The following is a 19,421-nucleotide window of genomic DNA, read 5'->3' as shown; positions in this document are numbered from 1 at the left end:
CCTCCGTGCGGTGCAGTCCTAGACAGCTCCACCACACCGGAGGTCTTCGCCATGATCAAGCCCGGTAGGTGTCAACAACGCTCGTGATCAATACATCTAGGGCCTGTCCGGCCCGCACCGCGAGCACGCGGGGCACGGGGGCACCACGGTCGCCCCCGTGCCCCCGCCCCCGCATGCCTCGGTCCCCTCGCGTGCCGTTGGCACCGCCGCGATCGCCGTTCCATAAACATCCCGCACGACCGTTGACCACATACCGTCCGGTCAGTACGTTCCCCGGAACGTCCCACACGTCCCTGACGTCCCCCCGCACCACCCCGGAGCGTGCACGTATGGACACCACCCCCTCCGCTCAGCCCCTCCCCACCACCGCACCGCCCGCGGCCCCCAACCGCCGCCGCGTCGCCACCGCCGCCGCCCTCGCGTCGGCCGTCGAGTGGTACGACTACTTCGTCTTCGGCATCGCCGCCGCCCTCGTCCTCGGCGACCTGTACTTCCCGGCCGGCAGCCCCACCGCCGGAGTCCTGGCCGCCTTCGCCACCTTCGCCGTCGGCTTCCTCGCCCGGCCCATCGGCGGCATCGTCGCCGGCCAGCTCGGCGACAAGAAGGGCCGCAAGCCGATGCTGGTCCTCGCGCTCACCCTGATGGGCGTGGCCACCACGGGCATCGGCCTGCTGCCCACGTACGAGGCGATCGGCGTCGCCGCCCCGATCCTGCTCGTCCTGCTGCGCATCGTGCAGGGCATCGCCGTCGGCGCCCAGTGGGGCGGCGCGATGCTGCTGGCCACCGAGTACGCCCCCGAGGGCAAGCGCGGCATCTACGGCAGCGTCGTCCAGCTCGGTGTCCCCATCGGCGTGGTCACCGCCAACACCGTCTTCCTGCTGGCCGGGGCGTTCACCTCGGAGTCGGCCTTCGAGGCCTGGGGCTGGCGGGTGCCGTTCGTGGTCGGCCTGCTCGTCCTCGTGCTCGCCTGGTACATCCACACCCGCGTCGAGGAGACCCCCGAGTTCCGGGAGGCCGAGCGCGCGCTGGCGGAGAAGGAGCAGAGCGAGCAGCCCTCGCCGCTGCGCACGATCATGCGCGACCACCTCGGCACCGTGCTGCTGGCCGGCGGCTCCTTCGCCGTGAACACCGCGACGTTCTACATCCTCATCACCGGCGTCCTCGACTACACCACCCGCGAACTGGACATGGAGCACGGCGCGGTGCTCGCCGTCTCGCTCTGCGTCAGCCTCACCCAGCTGGTGCTGATCCCGGCCGCCGCCGCCCTCTCCGACAAGTTCGGCCGCATCCGGGTCTACACCGTCGGCGCGGTCGGCATCGCGGTGTGGGCCGTCCCGCTGTTCCTGCTCATCGACACCGGCTCACTGGTGTGGCTGGCGGTCGGCACCTTCGTCGCCAGTTGCTTCCTGAGCATCATGTACGGCCCCCAGGCCGCCCTGTTCGCCGAGCTGTTCACGCCGGAGATGCGCTACACCGGCGCCTCGCTCGGCTACCAGATCGCGGCCGTCGGCGGGGGCGGGCTCGCGCCCTTCGTCATGGTGCTGCTCCTGGAGGCGACGGGCACCTCGATGGCCGTCTCCGGCTACATCATCGGCCTGTCGGTGATCGCCCTGGTGTCCATCAAGGTGCTGTCCGACCGGGCGCGTTCACGCTGACCGCGAGGCGTTCTCGGGCCGCGACTCCGTGACTTCGTCCGGGGCCGCGGCCCGCGCCCGCCTCCGGGACCGCGACACCGCCACGCCCGCCAGGCACAGCGCGCCGCCCGCCAGGGTGAGCAGCCCCGGCACCTCGCCCAGCGCCAGCCACGACATCAGCACGACGAGCGCGGGCACGGCGTACGTGGTCGCGCCCATGCGGCCCGCGGTCGTACGGGCCAGCGCGTACGCCCATGTCGTGAACGCCAGCGCGGTCGGGAACACGCCCAGGTACACCATGTTGAGCGTCGCGGAGACGGGCGCGTCGGCCGCCTCCGACACCAGCTGTCCCGTGAACGGCAGGCAGAGCACCGCCCCGACCAGGCACCCGAACGTCGTCACCTGAAGCGCGCTCGCGTGCCCCAGCGCGGGCTTCTGCGCCACCACCCCGCCCGCGTACGCCACGGCGGCCAGCAGGCACAGCACCACCCCGAACAGCGAGGAACCGCCCTCGCCGGACATCGACAGGCCCACGGTCACCGCACCGGCGAACGACACCGCCATCCCCGCCAGCAGCCGCGGCGGCAACGCGTCCCCGAGCAGGCGGGCGCCGAGCAGCGCGATGAGGATCGGCCCGACGTTCACCACGAGGGCGGCCGTGCCGGCGTCCACCTGCTGCTCGCCCCAGTTCAGGACGACCATGTAGAAGCCGAACCACAGCAGCCCCGATATCGCGATGCCCCGCCAGGCGGGCCGCGCCGGCAGTCCCTCCCGGCGCAGCAGACAGATCACGCCGAGCGTCAGCACGCCCGACAGCAGCCGCCCGAGCGCCAGCGCGCCCGGCGAGTAGGCCTCGCCCGCGCTGCGGATCGACACGAAGGCGGAGGCCCACAGGACGACGGTGACCGTGGCGGCGCCTGCCGCGAGGACTTCCGGACGGCGAAAGGGGGCGGGACGGGCGGTGCTCATCATGCTCCAGAGGCTAGGCGGCGGGAGGATGCCCCCGCTGGCGGATTTCGGACCGGGAACCGGTGCTCAGCGCAGTCCCGCCGGGTCGATGCCCAGCAGGTCGGACAGCGCGTCCTCGCCCGTCGGCGTCACCTTCACCGCCCGCTCCGAGCCGATGCGTACGCACCAGCCCGTGTCCAGGGCGTGCCGGCACAGGGCCGCGCCCGCGACGCCCGCGAGGTGCGGCCGGCGTTCGGTCCAGTCGAGGCAGGCCCGGGCCAGCGGCCGGCGGCCGGTGGGCCTCAGGGCGATCCCGGCGGCCTCGAACCAGCCGAGCCCGGCGTCCGTGAGCGCGAAGCCGGTGTCCTGGCGCAGCAGGCCGCGCCCGGTCAGCGCGTCGGTGACCGTGATGCCGAGCCGCCCGGCGAGGTGGTCGTAGCAGGTGCGGGCCCGGGCCATCGCCGACCCCGCGCTCGACGCCCGCAGGGTGCGCGGACGCCGTGCCGCCGCCTCGGGCGCGACCTGCGCGGCCAGGTCCTCCACCAGCTGCGCGACCCGCTCGTCGGCCAGCCGCACGTACCGGTGCCGCCCCTGCCGTTCCTCGGCGAGCAGCCCGCCTCCGACGAGCTTGCCGAGGTGCTCGCTCAGCGTCGAGGCGGCGACCCCCGCGTGCCGGGCCAGCTCACCGGCGGTCCACGCCCGCCCGTCGAGCAGCGCCAGCAGACAGGCGGCCCTGGTCTCGTCGGCGATCAGCCCGGCCAGCCGCGCGAGCCCGGGCGCTTCGGCGTCCTTCTCGGTCATGCGTCCCAGGATGCGGTACGCACGGTTCGGTGGGCGCCGAAGTGTCCTCAGGCGCCCCGCGCCACCTGCGCGTACTGCTGCGCCAGCCCGTCCAGCAGCGCCGTCAGCCCGGTCTCGAAGGCCCGCTCGTCGATCTTCTCCTGCTGCTCGGCCAGGAGGTGGGCCTGCTGGAGGTGCGGGTAGTCGGCGGGGTCGTAGGCGCCGGGTTCGTCCACGAAGCCGCCGGCGAAGGAACCGAGCGCCGAACCCATGATGAAGTACCGCATCAGCGCGCCGATGGACGTGGCCTGGGCCGGCGGCCAGCCCGCCGCGACCATCGCGCCGTAGACGGCGTCCGCGAGATGCAGCGCGGCCGGGCGGCGGCCGGGACCGTGGGCCAGAACGGGGACGACGTTGGGGTGGTCGCGCAGCGCCGCCCGGTAGGAGACGGCCCAGTCGTGCAGCGCGGTGCGCCAGTCCCGGCCGTCCTCGAACATCGACAGGTCGACCTGCGCGCTCACCGAGTCGGCGACCGCCTCCAGGATCTCGTCCTTGGTGCGGAAGTGGTTGTAGAGCGAGGGCCCGCTGACTCCCAGCTCCGCGGCGAGCCGGCGCGTGGAGACGGCCGCGAGGCCCTCCGCGTCCACCAGCGCGCGGGCCGTCTCGACGATCCGGTCGGTGCTGAGCAGGGGCTTGCGCGGTCGGGCCATGGCGCACATAGTAGGGCTGCGGCTATAAACTAGCAGTGCTAATTTAAAGGTCCGGCTTTCAAGGTCCGTCTTCTGTGGGGTGACTCGGCATGAACCTGGAGCTCAGCGAGGAGCAGAGCGCCGTACGGCAGCTCGCGCGGGACTTCGTGGAGCGCGAGATCGCCCCGCACGTCGTCGCCTGGGACCGCGCCGAGGAGGTGGACCGGTCCATCGTGAAGAAGCTCGGCGAGGTCGGCTTCCTCGGGCTGACCGTCGACGAGGAGTACGGCGGCTCCGGCGGCGACCATCTCGCGTACTGCCTGGTGACGGAGGAGCTGGGCCGTGGCGACAGCTCCGTGCGCGGGATCGTGTCCGTCTCCCTCGGCCTGGTCGCCAAGACGATCGCCGCCTGGGGCGACGAGGAGCAGAAGCGGCGCTGGCTGCCGGGGCTCACCTCCGGCGAGTACGTCGGCTGCTTCGGCCTCACGGAGCCCGGCACGGGGTCGGACGCCGGGAACCTCTCCACCCGTGCGGTCCGCGACGGCGACGACTACGTCATCAACGGCACGAAGATGTTCATCACCAACGGCACCTGGGCCGATGTCGTGCTGCTCTTCGCCCGCTCCACGGACGCCCCCGGTCACAAGGGCGTCTCCGCCTTCCTCGTGCCCACCGACACCCCCGGGCTGACCCGCCGCACCATCCACGGCAAGCTCGGGCTGCGCGGCCAGGCCACCGCCGAGGTGGTTCTGGAGGACGTCCGCGTCCCCGCCTCCGCCATGCTGGCCCCAGAGGGCAAGGGCTTCTCGGTCGCCATGTCGGCCCTCGCCAAGGGACGGATGTCGGTCGCGGCCGGCTGCGTAGGCATAGCCCAGGCCGCACTGGACGCCGCCGTGCGGTACGCGGGCGAGCGCGAGCAGTTCGGGAAGACCATCGCCCACCATCAGTTGGTGCAGGAGCTGATCAGCGACATCGCCCTCGACGTGGACGCGGCCCGGCTGCTGACCTGGCGGGTCGCCGACCTGATCGACCGTGGGCAGCCGTTCACCGTCGAGTCCTCCAAGGCCAAGCTGTTCGCCTCGGAGGCGGCCGTGCGCGCCGCGAACAACGCCCTCCAGGTCTTCGGCGGCTACGGCTACATCGACGAGTACCCGGCCGGCAAGCTGCTGCGCGACGCGCGCGTGATGACCCTCTACGAGGGCACCAGCCAGATCCAGAAGCTGGTCATCGGGCGTGCGCTGACCGGAGTCTCGGCCTTCTGAGCACGGGGTCTGAGTACCTGGACTGAGTACGACGGCGGATGTGGTCGGGGCCACATCCGCCGATCCTTTTCCGCATGAGTGACACACCGGTCAAGCAGCAGAGTACGGCGGCCTTCTACGGTCAGGCCGTCGCGTCGTTCTCGGTCGCCATGGCCGCCACCGCCATCGGCATCTACCAGCTCGAAGCCGATCCGTGGGTGCGCGCCTTCCTCGCCATCGCCGTCCTGTACCTGGTCACCTCGGCCTTCACGCTCGCCAAGATCATCCGGGACCGCCAGGAGGTGGGGCAGATCGTCAGCCGCGTGGACCAGGCCCGACTGGACAAGATCCTTGTCGAGCACGACCCCTTCCACAAGCCGGGCGGCGCCCCGGCACAGCAGCGCCACTAAGCGACCGCTCACCTTCAACGGTATGGTGGTGCTCCTGTCACCGAGAGGGGCGAACAAGCGATGAGTACGGCGGCCGAGACGACGGGCGGCGACATCGAGCCGTGGGAAGAGGTGACCCCCGACGCGGCCCGGCGGCTCCTGGTCGCCGCGGTGGAGGCCTTCGCCGAGCGCGGGTATCACGCGACCACGACCCGTGACATCGCGGGGCGGGCCGGCATGAGCCCGGCCGCGCTCTACATCCACTACAAGACCAAGGAAGAACTGCTCCACCGCATCAGCCGGATCGGCCACGACCGGGCGGTCGCCATCCTGCGGACCGCGGCCCAGGGTGAGGGGAGTGCCACCGAACGGCTCGCCGACGCCGTGAGCTCCTTCGTGCGCTGGCACGCCGGGCGGCGCACGACCGCGCGGGTGGTGCAGTACGAGCTGGACGCGCTCGGCCCCGAGGCCCGCGACGAGATCCTCACGCTGCGCCGGCAGTGCGACGCCGCGGTGCGCGGCATCATCGACGACGGTGTGGCGGCGGGCGAGTTCGACGTGCCGGACGTGAAGGGCACGACGCTCGCCGTGCTGTCGCTCTGCATCGACGTGGCCCGCTGGTTCAACGTGAACGGCCCCCGGACGCCCGACGAGGTCGGCGCGCTCTACGCCGACCTCGTGCTGCGGATGGTGGGAGCCGAACCGTCCGGTGCCGCTCAGAGGTAGTAGCGCGAGACCGACTCGGCGACGCACACCGGCTTGTCGCCGCCCTCGCGTTCCACGGTGAAGGCGACGGCCACCTGGATCCCTCCCTTGACGTCCTCGACGGCGGTGATCGTCGCCGTGGCGCGCAGCCGCGAGCCGACCGGGACGGGGGAGGGGAAACGGACCTTGTTGGTGCCGTAGTTGACGCCCATCTTCACACCCTCGACCGCGATCAGCTGCGGTCCGAAGAGCGGGAGCAGCGACAGGGTCAGATAGCCGTGCGCGATGGTGGTGCCGAACGGGCCCGCGGCCGCCTTCTCCGGGTCCACGTGGATCCACTGATGGTCGCCGGTCGCCTCCGCGAACAGGTCGATCCGCTTCTGGTCGACGTCCAGCCAGTCGGTGTACCCCAGCTGCTCGCCCACCGCCGCCTTCACCTCGTCGGCGGATGTGAAGATCCTCGGCTCTGCCATGTCCCGGCCTCTCTGCTCGCTCGACCTACTCACGCGACTCTAAGCGACTGCTTAGCATGGTCGCCCGCGAAGCTCATGTCAACGGGCCGGAGGGCCGCAGGGGTGACGGGATCGGTAGGGTTCGAGGAGTGCCTCAGATTCCCGAGAAGATTCACGAGCTCACGGTCGGCCAGCTCGCCGCGCGCAGCGGCGCCGCCGTCTCCGCCCTGCACTTCTACGAGTCCAAAGGGCTGATCAGCAGTCGCCGCACCTCGGGCAACCAGCGCCGCTACAGCCGCGACGCGCTGCGCCGGGTCGCGTTCGTACGCGCGGCGCAGCGCGTCGGCATCCCGCTCGCCACGATCCGCGAGGCGCTCGCCGAACTGCCGGAGGGGCGAACGCCCACCGAGGACGACTGGGCCCGGCTCTCCGAGGCCTGGCGCTCCGAACTGGACGAGCGGATCAAGCAGCTCAACCGGCTGCGCGACCACCTCACCGACTGCATCGGCTGCGGCTGCCTGTCCCTGGACACCTGTGTCCTGTCCAACCCCGACGACGTCTTCGGCGAACGCCTCACCGGCTCCCGCCTGATGGTGGAGCGCCGCGACTCCACGACCACCCGTCGCAGGACCGCGGCCACGAGCCGTGGCCGCGGACCGGAAGCGGAGTGCTGCGACTGACGGTCCGGTGGCCCGGCCCCGCGTCAGACGCCGCCCTGTCGTGCCCGTCGTGCCGAGGCCCACTCCGCCAGCCCCGCGGTGACCAGCTCGGCGTTGGACGCGGCCCGGCGGCCGTCCGGCAGGAACAAGGTGTCCTCCAGGCCGATGCGGGCCGGGTGCCCCAGCCGGCCGGCCAGACGCAGGACCGGCCAGGCGCCGGCGTCCTCGCCGTGCAGCAGGACGGGGCGGCCGTGGGCCTTGCCGAGTTCGGTCAGCAGGGTGTGCGCGGAGGCCTCCGCGGTCGCCGGGTCGGTGTCCGTGACCTCCGCCAGGACCCGCAGCACCTTCGGCCCGAGCGGTGAGCGCAGGAACAGGGCCGCGCCGTCCGTGCCCGACCAGACGCCGGCCTCCACACCCACCCCGCGCTCGATCAACGCGGCGGCGACCTCCTCGGCGCCCGGCTCGTGCCAGTTGACCGAGGCGTGGTCGGGCAGGATCGTCCAGCTCCGTACCCGGGCCGCCCGGGCGGCGGGATCGGGCTCGGCCCAGGCGCCCGTCGTCACGCCGACCGGCACCGGTACCGGCACCCGTGCGCGTATCGCCTCCAGCGTGGCCGCGAGCACGCGGGGCGACAACGTGTCCTGTCCGCACGGTGTCTTGGGGTGGACGTGGACATCCGTGGCTCCGGCGGCCGCCGCCGCGGCCACGGAATCGGCGATCGCCTCCGGCGACAGCGGCACCACCGCGCCGTCGCCGCTTCCCCGGGCACCGTTCACACACACCTGGACCATGCCCCCATGGTGCAGGTCACCACTGACAACGCCCGTCGGCCGCGACCCAGTACGGGCCGTCGGGGGTGCGGCATCCCCGGCACACCCCCGCGGTCGGCTACGCCGACATCAGCAACCGACCCCGCCGGGCGTCCGCCAGCGCGTCGGGGGTGAGAACGGGCCGCGGGACCAGGATCCCGCAGTCCGTGCAGACGGGACCCGTCGAGGGTTCGTGGTCCAGGTCGTACTTCCAGACGAGGCGCTCCCCGTCGCACACCGGGCACACGGACCCCGGTTCACGCTCCAGCGCGGAGATCAGACCGCGCAGCACCTCCGCCAGCGGCCCGTCGGGATGGACGCGGGGGTCGTCGCACCAGGCGACCCCGAAACCGCCCCAGGTCAGCCGGTGCCAGTCGTCCACGCTGCCCGGCCTGCGCAGCCCGTCGTGCTTCTCCTTCCTGCGCCGCTCGGCGAACCCGACCTCGTAGGCCAGCCACACCGAACGCGCCGCCTCCAGCTCCTCCAGTGCGGCCACGAGCCGCGCCGGTTCGGGGGAGCGGTCCTCGGGGCCGAACCCGGCCCGCGAGCACAGATGGTCCCAGGTCGCCCTGTGCCCATAAGGGGCGAACCGCTCAAGGCACTTGCGCAGCGAATAGCGCCGTAGCGCCAGGTCGCACCGTGGATCGCGGACCTGTCTCGCCAGACTCCGGAAACCGGCCATCGCCCTGCACCTCCGTCACACCTGCACCTGTACTTCGGTCACTTCGGCGTCGTCGTACGGACGTCGCCGAATAGACGTATCGACACGCGATTCGGCTCCATCCGATTTCCGATGCCCCTCATAAGCCGATCCACCCGCTCAAAAAACTGACGCATGTTCACCTTCCAACTCGGGGATACCGGCGGTAACGTCCGGCCCACCCCACGTCGGGAGGAGCTGCCATGCCACGGCGCACCCCACGCAACGCCCTCGACAGACTGAGAACTCCCCGCGGCTTCCACGGGTTCCTGAAGGGCGCGTCCGTATGCGCCCTTATTGCCGGCCTCTTGTCGCCGCTTTCCCCCGCCATGGCCGTCGCAGCGGCTCCCACCTCGGAGAAGACCGCACCGGCGACAGCCGGAACGATCTCGAAAGCGGCGGCCAACGACCACTGCGGCGGCCAGTGTTCCGACATCCTGCCGCCCGGTCAGAACGGCAACGCCACCCTGGCCCAGATCCTCCTCAACCAGGCCTTCGGCACCCAGCCCGCCCACGCCGAGGACCAGCTCGGGCCCTACGCCGGCCTCGCCACCGGCTACTCCGGCCTCACCGACGACAAGATCAACACCTTCTTCAACGACGCCTCCTTCGGCGTCCCCGCCGGGCAGGTCGCCTCCACCGTCCGCCCGGCCGGCCGCACGGACGTGACCATCGTCCGCGACAAGAAGACCGGTGTGCCGCACATCACCGGCACCACCCGCTACGGCACCGAGTTCGGCGCCGGCTACGCGGCGGCCCAGGACCGGCTGTGGCTGATGGACCTCTTCCGGCACGTCGGACGGGGCCAGTTGACCCCCTTCGCCGGCGGCGCCCCCGCCAACCAGGGACTGGAGCAGCAGTTCTGGCGCGGCGCCCCGTACACCGAGGCCGACCTCGCCGCGCAGATCGAGAGCGCCGCCGCCAAGGCCGGCGAGCGCGGTGAGCTGGCCCTGGCCGACGTGGACGCCTACGTCGCCGGCATCAACGCCTACATCGACGCCTCCGACAAGGGCCGCTACTTCCCCGGGGAGTACGTCCTGACCGGCCACAAGAACGCCATCACCAACGCCGGCACCATCGAGCACTTCAAGCGCACCGACCTGATCGCGCTGGCCTCCGTCATCGGCTCCCTCTTCGGCGCGGGCGGCGGCGGCGAGGTCACCAACGCGCTCTCGCTGCTCGCCGCCCAGGAGAAGTACGGCGTGGCCGAGGGCACCGAGGTCTGGGAGTCATTCCGCCAGCGCAACGACCCCGAGGCGGTCCTCACCCAGCACGCCGGCAGCTTCCCGTACCTGCCCAAACCGGACGACCCACAGGGCGCGGCACTGCCCGACGCCGGCTCGGTCGAGGCGGAACCGCTGGTGTACGACCGTACGGGCAGCGCCGCCGCACCGAGCGCGACCGGCGCCTCCACCACGGCGGCGGACGCGGCCGTGAACTCGGCCCGGCGCGGCATGTCCAACGCCCTCGTCGTCAGCGGCGAGCACACCGCGAGCGGCCACCCGGTCGCCGTCTTCGGCCCCCAGACCGGCTACTTCGCGCCACAGCTCCTCATGCTCCAGGAGATCCAGGGCCCGGGTATCAGCGCCCGCGGCGCCTCCTTCGCGGGCCTGAGCATGTACGTCGAACTCGGCCGCGGCCAGGACTACGCGTGGAGCGCGACCACCTCCGGCCAGGACATCATCGACGCCTACGCCGTCGAACTGTGCCAGGACGACTACCACTACCTCTACCGCGGCACCTGCACGCCGATGGAGAAGATCGAGCGGAAGAACGCCTGGAAGCCGACCGTCGCCGACTCCACCGCGGCCGGCTCCTACACGATGCGGGTCTGGCGCACCGAGTACGGCCCGGTCGAGTACCGCGCCACGGTCGGCGGCAAGAAGGTCGCCTACACCACCCTGCGCTCCTCGTTCATGCACGAGGCCGACTCGATCATCGGCTTCCAGATGCTGAACGACCCGGACTACCTGAACAGCCCCGAGCGCTTCCGGAGCGCCGTCCAGAACATCAACTACACCTTCAACTGGTTCTACGCCGACTCCGAGCACACCGCGTACTACAACAGCGGCGACAACCCGGTACGGGCGAACGGCGTCGACGCCGACTTCCCGGTCTGGGCGCGAGCGGCGTACGAGTGGAAGGACTGGGACCCGGCCACCGACACGGCCCGGTACACACCGGCAGCCGCCCACCCCCAGTCCGTCGACCAGGACTACTACGTCTCCTGGAACAACAAACAGGCCAGGGACTACACCACCGCCCCCTGGGGCAACGGCTCCGTCCACCGCGGCAACCTGCTCGACGACCGCGTCAAGAAGCTGGTCGCCGACGGCGGCGTCACCCGCGCCGCCCTGGTGAAGGCGATGGCCGAGGCGGGCCTGGCCGACCTGCGGGCCGAGGACGTGGTGCCCGACCTGCTGAAGGTGATCGACTCGGCGCCGGTGACCGACCCCGCGGCCAAGGCGGCCGTGGACCGGCTCAAGGCGTGGCTCGCGGCGGGCTCCCTGCGCACGGAGACCTCGGCCGGCTCGAAGAAGTACGCCCACGCCGACGCGATCCGCACCCTGGACGCCTGGTGGCCGCTGCTGGTGAAGGCCGAGTTCGAACCGGGCCTCGGCGGCGACCTGTACACCGCCTTCACCCGCAACCTGCCCGTCGACGAGTCCCCGTCCGCCGCGCACGGCCCGACCGGCGCACACGCCGGCAGCGCCTTCCAGTACGGCTGGTGGAGCTATGTCGACAAGGACATCCGGTCCGTGCTCGGCGAGTCCGTCGAGGGGCCGCTCGCGCGCGCGTACTGCGGCGACGGCGACCTCGCCGCCTGCCGGGACACCCTGGTCTCCACCCTGAAGGAGGCGGCGGGCCGGACGCCTGCCCAGGTGTATCCCGGCGACGACAGCTGCTCGGCCGGCGACCAGTGGTGTGCCGACTCGGTGATCCACCGCACCCTCGGCGGCATCAAGCACGGCGGGATCGGCTGGCAGAACCGGCCGACCTACCAGCAGGTCGTGGAGTTCACGTCCCACCGGTGAGCGGCCGGCCCTGCGGTCACTTGTAGAGGAGGTACTGGCGGCGCGTCCTGCGGAACGCCGCCAGTTCCCTCTCCCAGCCGCCCACCACCTCGTCGGTGTCCGCGCCCGCGTCGATCATCGTGCGCACCTGCGTGGAGCCGGTGAGCTTGTCGATCCAGTTGTCCGGCCGCCAGGCGAAGCCGTCCCAGGTCCGCTTGGCGGTCACCAGGAGGGCGATTCCGGTGCGCACCGGGTCGAAGTCGGCCCGGTCGTGCACATGGAGCTGCACGCCGCCGACGGTCTTCCCCTGGAACTTGGAGAAGGTGGGCGCGAAGTACGCCTCCCTGAAGCGCACGCCGGGCAGGTCGAGGCCGTTCGCGGCGGCGGCCCAGCTCCCGTCGACGCCCTCCGCTCCGATCAGCTCGAACGGGCGGGTGGTGCCGCGCCCCTCCGACAGGTTCGTGCCCTCGAACAGACACGTGCCCGAGTAGACGAGGGCGCACTCCGGCGTCGGCATGTTGGGGCTCGGCGGCACCCAGGGCAGCCCGGAGGCGTCGAAGAACTCCGAGCGCTTCCAGCCGGACATCGTCACCGTCTCCAGGGGCACGGGTGACTGGAGGAACTCGCCGTTGAAGAGCCGGGCCAGCTCGGCGACCGTCATGCCGTGCGCCTGGGCGATCGGCTGCCGGCCGACGAAGGTCGCGAACTCCTTGTGCAGGATCGGGCCCAGCGCCGCCCGCCCGGTCACCGGGTTCGGCCGGTCCAGGACCACGAACCGCTTGCCCGCGAGCCGGGCCGACTCCATGCAGTCGAACAGCGTCCAGATGTACGTGTAGAAGCGCGCGCCGACGTCCTGGATGTCGAAGACGACGGTGTCCACGCCGGACGCGGTGAAGATGTCCGCGAGCGGCTGCCCGCTCTTCAGGTACGTGTCGTAGACCGGCAGGCCGGTCGCGGGGTCGTCGTAGCGGCCCTCGGAGCCGCCCGCCTGCGCGGTGCCGCGGAAGCCGTGCTCGGGGCCGAAGACGGCGGTCAGGTCCACGCGGTCGTCGGCGTGCATGACGTCGACGATGTGGCGTACGTCCCGGGTGATGCCGGTCGGATTGGTGACGACGCCGACCTTCTGTCCGTCGAGGAGGGCGTAGCCGTCGTCGGCGAGGCGCTCGAAACCGGTGCGCAGCCGGCGGCCGCCGTGGCCCGCGGGCGCGGCCTGTGCCGTTCCCGTCGTGGCGGCCGCGGCCGCCGTGGTGGTGGCCGCCACCGCGGCCGTCGTGGCGAGCAGGGACCGTCTGGACAGCGTCATGCGGTGACCTCCGTGATCGCGGCGGGTGTCATGCGCACGCACGCTAACCCGCGCCGCGTGCCGCACGGAATGGAGTAGACCGCGGTTCGCCTCTTCCGTCGCACATACCGACTGGTTAGTCTGGCGCTGCAACGGGGAGCGAGCAGTGCCCGAGCCGTGTCGAAGGAGACCGATGGTGGAAGCCGTGCAGGATGCCGGAGTCGTCGTCACCGGGGCGGGAGGCGGCATCGGCGCCGCGCTGGCCCGCCGCTTCGCCGCCGAGGGCGCCCGGGTCGTCGTCAATGATCTGGACGCCGACCGGGCCAGGGCCGTGGCCGACGAGATCGGCGGCATCGCGGTCCCGGGCGACGCCTCAGCGATCGTCACCGAGGCCCGCGAGGCGCTGGGCGGCACGGTCGACGTGTACTGCGCCAACGCGGGCGTCGGCTGCGGGGGAACGGAGGCGGCCGAGGAGGCCGTCTGGGCGCTCGCCTGGGACGTCAACGTCATGGCCCACGTACGGGCGGCCCACGAACTGATCCCCGACTGGCTGGAGCGCGGCAGCGGCCGTTTCGTCTCCACCGTCTCGGCCGCCGGACTGCTCACCATGATCGGCGCCGCGCCCTACAGCGTCACCAAGCACGGCGCGTACGCCTTCGCCGAGTGGCTGTCCCTGACGTACCGCCACCGCGGGATCAAGGTGCACGCCATCTGTCCGCAGGGCGTGCGCACCGACATGCTCACCGCGAGCGGCAGCGCGGGGCAACTGGTGCTCCAGCCCACCGCGATCGAGCCGCGGGACGTCGCGGACGCCCTCCTCAAGGGCATCGAGGAGGACCGCTTCCTGATCCTGCCGCACCCCGAGGTCGCCGAGTACTACCAGGCCCGCGCCGCCGAGCCCGACCGCTGGCTGCACGGCATGAACCGGCTCCAGCGGCAGTGGGAGGAGGCGACGGCCCGATGACCGGCTCCCGTTACGCGGCCAAGCCCTGGCTGGACCTGCTGACCGACGCCCAGAAGGCCCCGCTCGACCCGGACGCCTCCCTGGTGCACGCCCTGCGCCGGGCCGCCGCCGAGGCTCCCGACCGCGCCTTCCTCGCCTACTTCGACGGCCGCCTCACGTACCGCGAGGTGGACGAACTGAGCGACTCCGTCGCCGGGCACCTCGCCGCGCGCGGCCTGGAGCGCGGCGACCGGGTGGCGGTCCTGCTGCAGAACTCCCCGCACTTCGTGCTCGCCGTCCTCGGCGCCTGGAAGGCGGGCGCGGTGGTCGTGCCCGTCAATCCCATGTACAAGGCGGGGGAGGTCGGCCACGTCCTTCGGGACGGCGAGGTGGCCGCCCTGATCTGCTCCGACCGGGCCTGGGAGTCGTACCTGCGCGGGACGGCGGCCGACTCGCCGGTGCGGATCGTGCTCACGGGGTGCGAGTTGGACTTCCAGACCCGCCGGGACGCGCGCGTGCTGACCTTCGAACGGCTGCCGGGCGCCACCGACGCCGACGACCTCACGGACGTGGCCCGCGCCGGTCACCAGGCACCCGAGGGCCGCGACCCGGAACCCGGCGACACCGCGCTCATCAGCTACACCTCGGGCACCAGCGGCACGCCCAAGGGCGCCACCAACACGCACCGCAACATCATGTACAACGCGGAGCGGCAGCGCACCGGGCTCGGTCTGCCCGAGGCGCCGGTCTACTTCGCGCTGGCGCCGCTGTTCCACATCACCGGCATGGTCTGCGAGTTCGGGGCCTGCCTGAGCAGCGTGGGCACGCTCGTCCTGGCGTACCGCTTCGAGGCGGGTGTCGTGCTGGACGCCTTCGCCGAGCACCGGCCGCACTACACGGTCGGCCCGTCCACCGCCTTCATGGCGCTGGCCGCCCACCCGTCCGTCACCCGCGAGCACTTCGCCTCCTTCGCGAACATCTCCTCCGGCGGCGCCCCGCTGCCGCCCGCCCTGGTGGAGAAGTTCCGCGCGGGCTTCGGGCCGTACATCCGCAACGGCTACGGGCTCACCGAGTGCACCGCGCCGTGTGCCTCGGTCCCGCCGCACCTGGAGGCGCCCGTCGACCCGGTCTCGGGGACCCTCGCCGTGGGCGTCCCCGGCCCCGAGAGCATCGTCCGGATCGTCGACGAGCAGGGCACGGAGGTGCCCTTCGGGGAGCAGGGCGAGATCGTCGTCAGCGGCCCGCAGGTCGTCCCCGGCTACTGGCGGCGGCCCGACGCCACCGCCGAGACCTTCCCCGGCGGCGAGCTGCGCACCGGCGACATCGGCTTCATGGACGCCCAGGGGTGGCTCTACGTCGTCGACCGCAAGAAGGACATGATCAACGCCTCCGGCTTCAAGGTCTGGCCGCGCGAGGTCGAGGACGTGCTCTACACCCACCCGGCGGTGCGCGAGGCCGCCGTCGTCGGCGTGCCCGACGGTTACCGCGGGGAGACCGTCAAGGCGTACATCAGCCTCCGTCCGGGTGCCGACACGGACCCGGACGCACTCGCCGCGTACTGCGAGGAGAGACTGGCCGCCTACAAATACCCGCGCCAGGTGGAGATCCTGCCCGACTTGCCGAAGACGGCGAGTGGGAAGATCCTCCGTCGGGAACTGCGTTCCCGAACGCAACAGGACGAACAGGAACGGCCACTGAACGGCCACTGAAAAGGAAAGGCAGGTGACGGCAGTGCCCAGGACCACGGACGGGGACGGCACTCCGGTGCCGCAGCGGCTCCTGGCCGCCGCCACCCGGCTCTTCGCGGAGCAGGGCTACGACCGCACCTCGGTACAGGAGATCGTGGAGGCGGCCGGCGTCACCAAGGGAGCGCTGTACCACTACTTCGGCTCCAAGGACGACCTCCTGCACGAGGTGTACGCCCGCGTGCTGCGCCTCCAGCAGGAACGCCTGGACGCCTTCGCGGACTCCGACGAGCCGGTCGAGAAGCGGGTGCGGGACGCGGCGGCCGACGTCGTCGTCACGACGATCGACAACCTCGACGACGCGTCGATCTTCTTCCGCTCCATGCACCAGCTGAGCCCGGAGAAGAACAAGCAGGTGCGCGCGGAGCGCCGGCGCTACCACGAACGCTTCCGCGCGCTCATCGAGGAGGGCCAGCAGGCCGGCGTCTTCACCAAGGAGTCCCCGGCCGACCTGGTGGTGGACTACCACTTCGGCTCCGTCCACCACCTCTCGACCTGGTACCGCCCCGACGGCCCGCTGAGCCCGCAGGAGGTCGCCGACCACCTGGCCGACCTGCTGCTGCGGGCACTGCGCCCCTGAGACGGCGCTCCCCCGTGCTGTGGGGGGCGCCGCCTCGTTCACAGGTACGTCTCGATCTACAGGTACTTCTTGATCTACAGGTACTTCTTGATCTCCCGGCGTGCCAGCGAGCGCTGGTGGACCTCGTCCGGGCCGTCGGCGATCATCAGCGTCCGGGCGCCCGCGTACAGCTCGGCCAGCGGGAAGTCCTGGCTCACGCCGCCCGCGCCGTGCAGCTGGATCGCCCGGTCGATGATGTCGACCACCGCGCGGGGCGTGGCGATCTTGATGGCCTGGATCTCGGTGTGGGCGCCCCGGTTGCCTACGGTGTCCATCAGCCAGGCGGTCTTGAGTACCAGGAGCCGCAGCTGCTCGACGGTGACGCGCGCGTCCGCGATCCAGTTGTGGACCACGCCCTGCTGGGCCAGCGCCTTGCCGAAGGCCTCGCGGGACACCGCCCGCCTGCACATCAGCTCGATCGCCCGCTCGGCCATGCCGATCAGCCGCATGCAGTGGTGGATGCGGCCCGGACCGAGGCGGGCCTGGGCGATGGCGAACCCGCCACCCTCCTCGCCGACCAGGTTCGACACCGGCACGCGCGCGTGGTCGAAGGTCACCTCGGCGTGGCCGCCGTGGTAGTGGTCCTCGTAACCGAAGACCTGCATGGCCCGGTCGACGGTGACGCCGGGCGTGTCGCGGGGGACCAGCACCATGGACTGCTGGCGGCGGATGTCCTCGCCGTCCGGGTCGGTCTTGCCCATCACGATGAAGATCTTGCAGTCCGGGTTCATCGCCCCGGAGATGTACCACTTGCGGCCGGTGACGACGTACTCGTCGCCGTCGCGCTCGATGTGCGTGGTGATGTTCGTGGCGTCCGAGGAGGCCACGTCCGGCTCGGTCATCGCGAACGCCGAGCGGATCTCACCGGCGAGCAGCGGCTGGAGCCACTGCTTCTGCTGCGCCTCGTCGGCGAACTGGGCCAGCACCTCCATGTTCCCGGTGTCCGGCGCCGCGCAGTTCGTCGCCGTCGGGGCCAGCTGCGGGCTGCGGCCGGTGATCTCGGCGAGCGGCGCGTACTGGAGGTTGGTGAGGCCGGCGCCGTGCTCGGCGTCGGGGAGGAAGAGGTTCCACAGGCCTTGGCGGCGGGCCTCGGCCTTCAGGTCCTCCACGACCTGCGGGGTGTCCCAGGGGGAGGCGAGCCGGGCCCGCTGCTCGTGGGCGACCTGCTCGGCCGGGTGGACGTACTCGTCCATGAAGGCGAGCAGCTTGGCGCGGAGTTCCTCGGTGCGTGCGTCGAACGCGAAGTCCATGACGGATCAGCCTTCCTGAAGGGTGGTCAGGCCGTGCTCGATGAAGACGGGGACGAGGTCGCCGATGCGGTCGAAGCCGCGGCCGACCGTCTGGCCCAGCGTGTAGCGGTAGTGGATGCCCTCCAGGATCACGGCCAGCTTGAACCAGGCGAACGCCGTGTACCAGGCGACGGCGGACACGTCGCGCCCCGAGCGCGCGGCGTACCGCTCGATCAGCTCGGCGGGGGCGGGGTGGCCGGGCGCCTGGGCCGTGGTGGAGACGGGGGAGTCGGGCATGCCGAGCGGCATGCTGTACATCACCAGCAGGCCGAGGTCGGTGAGCGGGTCGCCGAGGGTGGACATCTCCCAGTCGAGGATCGCGTTGATCTCGTCGCCGTCGCCGCCGATCAGGACGTTGTCCAGGCGGTAGTCGCCGTGCACGACGGTCGGGGCGGGGGAGCGGGGCAGCTCCCGGCCGAGGGTGGCGTGCAGCTCGTCGATGCCGGCGAGGTCGCGGTTGCGGGAGGCGTCCAGCTGCTTGGCCCAGCGGCGCAGTTGACGGTCCAGGAAGCCCTCGGGGCGGCCGAAGTCGCCCAGGCCCACGGCGGCGGGGTCCACCGCGTGCAGCTCGACGAGCGTGTCGACCAGGTTCAGCACGGCGGCCCGGGTGCGCTCGGGGCCGAGCGGGGCGAGCTGGTCGGCGGTGCGGTACGGAGTGCCCTCGACGAACTCCATGACGTAGAAGGGCGACCCGAGGACCTCCTCGTCCTCGCAGAGGAGGACCGGGCGCGGCACCGGGACGTCCGTCGGGTGCAGGGCGCTGATGACACGGTGCTCGCGCTTCATGTCGTGCGCGGTGGCCAGGACGTGGCCGAGCGGGGGTCGTCGTACGACCCAGCGCGCGGTACCGTCCGAGACCGCGTAGGTGAGGTTCGACCGTCCGCCCTCGATCAGCCGGCCGGACAGCGGGCCGGTCACCAGGCCGGGCCGCTCGCGGTCGAGCAGGCCGCGCAACCGGTCGAGATCGAGTCCGGGCGGGTGGTCGGGGCTCATCGTCGCTCCTACGGCAGGTGAACAGTACCCGACTCATGATGCCGACCGGTCGGTATGCCGTCCAGTAGGGGAGCGTAACGTGATCGGCGCCACGATAGGACGGCAGCTCCCCGCGCGGAGTGCGGGGAGCTGCCGGGTGGGGCCGTGGGGCCGTGGGGCCGTGGGGGTGTGGGTCGGGGTGTGGGTTCGGGGTGAGCGGGCCGCCGTTGGTCAGTGGTCGTCCCAGTGGCCGTCGTGGGCGGCGTGGCGGTGACCGTCGTGGAGGTAGTCGTCGTGGTCGCCGTGGCGCACGCGCGCGTGCCCGCAGTCCCCGCTGTGCCGGTGCTCGTGGCTCTCGTGCGCGGCGTGCCCGGAGGGCTCGCACTCGTCCCAGTGGCCGCCGTGCTCGCGGTGCAGGTGCCCGTCGTGCGCGTAGTCGACGTGATCGCCGTGGGGCACCTCGGTGTGGCCGCAGTGCGGGCCGTGGGCGTGGTCGTGGGCGGTGTGCTCTTGGTGAAGTGTGGTCATGGCGCTCACCTTAACGGTGCATA

The 19,421-nt window shown here is 71.8% G+C and carries 19 protein-coding genes; 9 read left to right on the top strand and 10 right to left on the bottom strand.

Going from position 1 to position 19,421, the window contains the following annotated elements; genetic code table 11:
• The first annotated feature begins 329 nt into the window (after positions 1–329).
• Positions 330–1,655: an MFS transporter gene (locus tag ACFCZF_RS35675; protein ID WP_375909363.1), complete on the top strand. Its 1,326-nt coding sequence runs from the start codon at positions 330–332 to the stop codon at positions 1,653–1,655.
• On the opposite strand, the gene ACFCZF_RS35670 is transcribed toward ACFCZF_RS35675, so the two are convergent.
• From ACFCZF_RS35670 to ACFCZF_RS35660, 3 genes are all read right to left on the bottom strand, one after another.
• Entirely contained in the window at positions 1,647–2,606 is a 960-nt protein-coding gene (locus ACFCZF_RS35670) for a DMT family transporter (RefSeq protein ID WP_376675170.1), read from the bottom strand. The genes ACFCZF_RS35675 and ACFCZF_RS35670 overlap by 9 nt on opposite strands.
• Positions 2,607–2,669: 63 nt before the next feature.
• A complete protein-coding gene (locus tag ACFCZF_RS35665; RefSeq protein WP_376675169.1) occupies positions 2,670–3,383 on the bottom strand; it encodes an ArsR/SmtB family transcription factor in 714 nt (237 codons plus the stop codon).
• A 47-nt stretch (positions 3,384–3,430) separates the two neighbouring features.
• Complete coding sequence (locus tag ACFCZF_RS35660) at positions 3,431–4,072, bottom strand: TetR/AcrR family transcriptional regulator (protein WP_376675168.1); 642 nt, start codon at positions 4,070–4,072, stop codon at positions 3,431–3,433.
• 89 nt (positions 4,073–4,161) lie between these two features.
• Between ACFCZF_RS35660 and ACFCZF_RS35655 the strand changes: the two genes are divergently transcribed.
• From ACFCZF_RS35655 to ACFCZF_RS35645, 3 genes are all read left to right on the top strand, one after another.
• Positions 4,162–5,313, top strand: a complete 1,152-nt coding sequence (locus tag ACFCZF_RS35655; RefSeq protein ID WP_376675167.1) for an acyl-CoA dehydrogenase family protein — start codon at positions 4,162–4,164, stop codon at positions 5,311–5,313.
• Positions 5,314–5,387: 74 nt separating this feature from the next.
• Positions 5,388–5,702 (top strand): YiaA/YiaB family inner membrane protein, encoded by a 315-nt coding sequence (locus ACFCZF_RS35650; RefSeq protein ID WP_376675166.1) that lies wholly within the window; start codon positions 5,388–5,390, stop codon positions 5,700–5,702.
• 60 nt (positions 5,703–5,762) lie between these two features.
• Positions 5,763–6,407 (top strand): TetR family transcriptional regulator, encoded by a 645-nt coding sequence (locus tag ACFCZF_RS35645; RefSeq protein ID WP_376675165.1) that lies wholly within the window; start codon positions 5,763–5,765, stop codon positions 6,405–6,407.
• Here the strand turns inward: ACFCZF_RS35645 and ACFCZF_RS35640 are convergent.
• Positions 6,398–6,859: a MaoC family dehydratase gene (locus ACFCZF_RS35640; RefSeq protein WP_376675164.1), complete on the bottom strand. Its 462-nt coding sequence runs from the start codon at positions 6,857–6,859 to the stop codon at positions 6,398–6,400. The genes ACFCZF_RS35645 and ACFCZF_RS35640 overlap by 10 nt on opposite strands.
• 128 nt (positions 6,860–6,987) lie before the next feature.
• On the opposite strand from ACFCZF_RS35640, the gene soxR reads away from it, so the two are divergent.
• Positions 6,988–7,518 (top strand): redox-sensitive transcriptional activator SoxR, encoded by a 531-nt coding sequence (gene soxR / locus ACFCZF_RS35635; RefSeq protein WP_376675163.1) that lies wholly within the window; start codon positions 6,988–6,990, stop codon positions 7,516–7,518.
• Between the two features lie 23 nt (positions 7,519–7,541).
• On the opposite strand, the gene ACFCZF_RS35630 is transcribed toward soxR, so the two are convergent.
• Together ACFCZF_RS35630 and ACFCZF_RS35625 are read right to left on the bottom strand one after the other, a co-directional pair.
• Positions 7,542–8,288, bottom strand: coding sequence for a 3-keto-5-aminohexanoate cleavage protein (locus ACFCZF_RS35630; protein ID WP_376675162.1), 747 nt, complete (start codon positions 8,286–8,288; stop codon positions 7,542–7,544).
• Positions 8,289–8,385: 97 nt separating this feature from the next.
• Complete coding sequence (locus ACFCZF_RS35625) at positions 8,386–8,988, bottom strand: hypothetical protein (protein WP_376675161.1); 603 nt, start codon at positions 8,986–8,988, stop codon at positions 8,386–8,388.
• A gap of 221 nt (positions 8,989–9,209) precedes the next feature.
• On the opposite strand from ACFCZF_RS35625, the gene ACFCZF_RS35620 reads away from it, so the two are divergent.
• Positions 9,210–12,041 carry a penicillin acylase family protein gene (locus tag ACFCZF_RS35620; protein WP_376675160.1) on the top strand — a complete coding sequence of 944 codons (2,832 nt, stop codon included), beginning with the start codon at positions 9,210–9,212 and terminating at the stop codon, positions 12,039–12,041.
• A gap of 16 nt (positions 12,042–12,057) precedes the next feature.
• Here the strand turns inward: ACFCZF_RS35620 and ACFCZF_RS35615 are convergent, their stop codons facing one another.
• Complete coding sequence (locus ACFCZF_RS35615; protein WP_376675159.1) at positions 12,058–13,323, bottom strand: exo-beta-N-acetylmuramidase NamZ domain-containing protein; 1,266 nt, start codon at positions 13,321–13,323, stop codon at positions 12,058–12,060.
• A gap of 172 nt (positions 13,324–13,495) precedes the next feature.
• Here ACFCZF_RS35615 and ACFCZF_RS35610 point away from each other — a divergent pair, with 172 nt between their 5' ends.
• From ACFCZF_RS35610 to ACFCZF_RS35600, 3 genes are read left to right on the top strand one after another with little or no spacing between them, the layout of a single operon-like run.
• Positions 13,496–14,266, top strand: coding sequence for an SDR family oxidoreductase (locus ACFCZF_RS35610; protein WP_376675158.1), 771 nt, complete (start codon positions 13,496–13,498; stop codon positions 14,264–14,266).
• On the top strand, positions 14,263–15,954 hold the full coding sequence (locus ACFCZF_RS35605) for a class I adenylate-forming enzyme family protein (RefSeq protein ID WP_376675157.1): 1,692 nt from the start codon (positions 14,263–14,265) through the stop codon (positions 15,952–15,954). The genes ACFCZF_RS35610 and ACFCZF_RS35605 overlap by 4 nt, the downstream gene beginning before the upstream one ends.
• Positions 15,955–15,976: 22 nt before the next feature.
• Positions 15,977–16,570 (top strand): TetR/AcrR family transcriptional regulator, encoded by a 594-nt coding sequence (locus ACFCZF_RS35600; protein WP_375909461.1) that lies wholly within the window; start codon positions 15,977–15,979, stop codon positions 16,568–16,570.
• Between the two features lie 74 nt (positions 16,571–16,644).
• Here ACFCZF_RS35600 and ACFCZF_RS35595 read toward each other — a convergent pair whose 3' ends face one another.
• From ACFCZF_RS35595 to ACFCZF_RS35585, 3 genes are all read right to left on the bottom strand, one after another.
• A complete protein-coding gene (locus tag ACFCZF_RS35595; RefSeq protein ID WP_376675156.1) occupies positions 16,645–17,859 on the bottom strand; it encodes an acyl-CoA dehydrogenase family protein in 1,215 nt (404 codons plus the stop codon).
• A gap of 6 nt (positions 17,860–17,865) precedes the next feature.
• Positions 17,866–18,891 (bottom strand): phosphotransferase family protein, encoded by a 1,026-nt coding sequence (locus tag ACFCZF_RS35590; RefSeq protein WP_375909333.1) that lies wholly within the window; start codon positions 18,889–18,891, stop codon positions 17,866–17,868.
• 210 nt (positions 18,892–19,101) lie between these two features.
• Positions 19,102–19,398 (bottom strand): hypothetical protein, encoded by a 297-nt coding sequence (locus ACFCZF_RS35585; RefSeq protein WP_376675155.1) that lies wholly within the window; start codon positions 19,396–19,398, stop codon positions 19,102–19,104.
• Positions 19,399–19,421: the final 23 nt, after the last annotated feature.

It is taken from the genome of Streptomyces sp. NPDC056296 (assembly GCF_042268605.1).
Lineage (GTDB): Bacteria > Actinomycetota > Actinomycetes > Streptomycetales > Streptomycetaceae > Streptomyces.
Note: the sequence above shows the minus strand (reverse complement) of the source record. Positions and strands in the feature narration are given on the sequence as shown.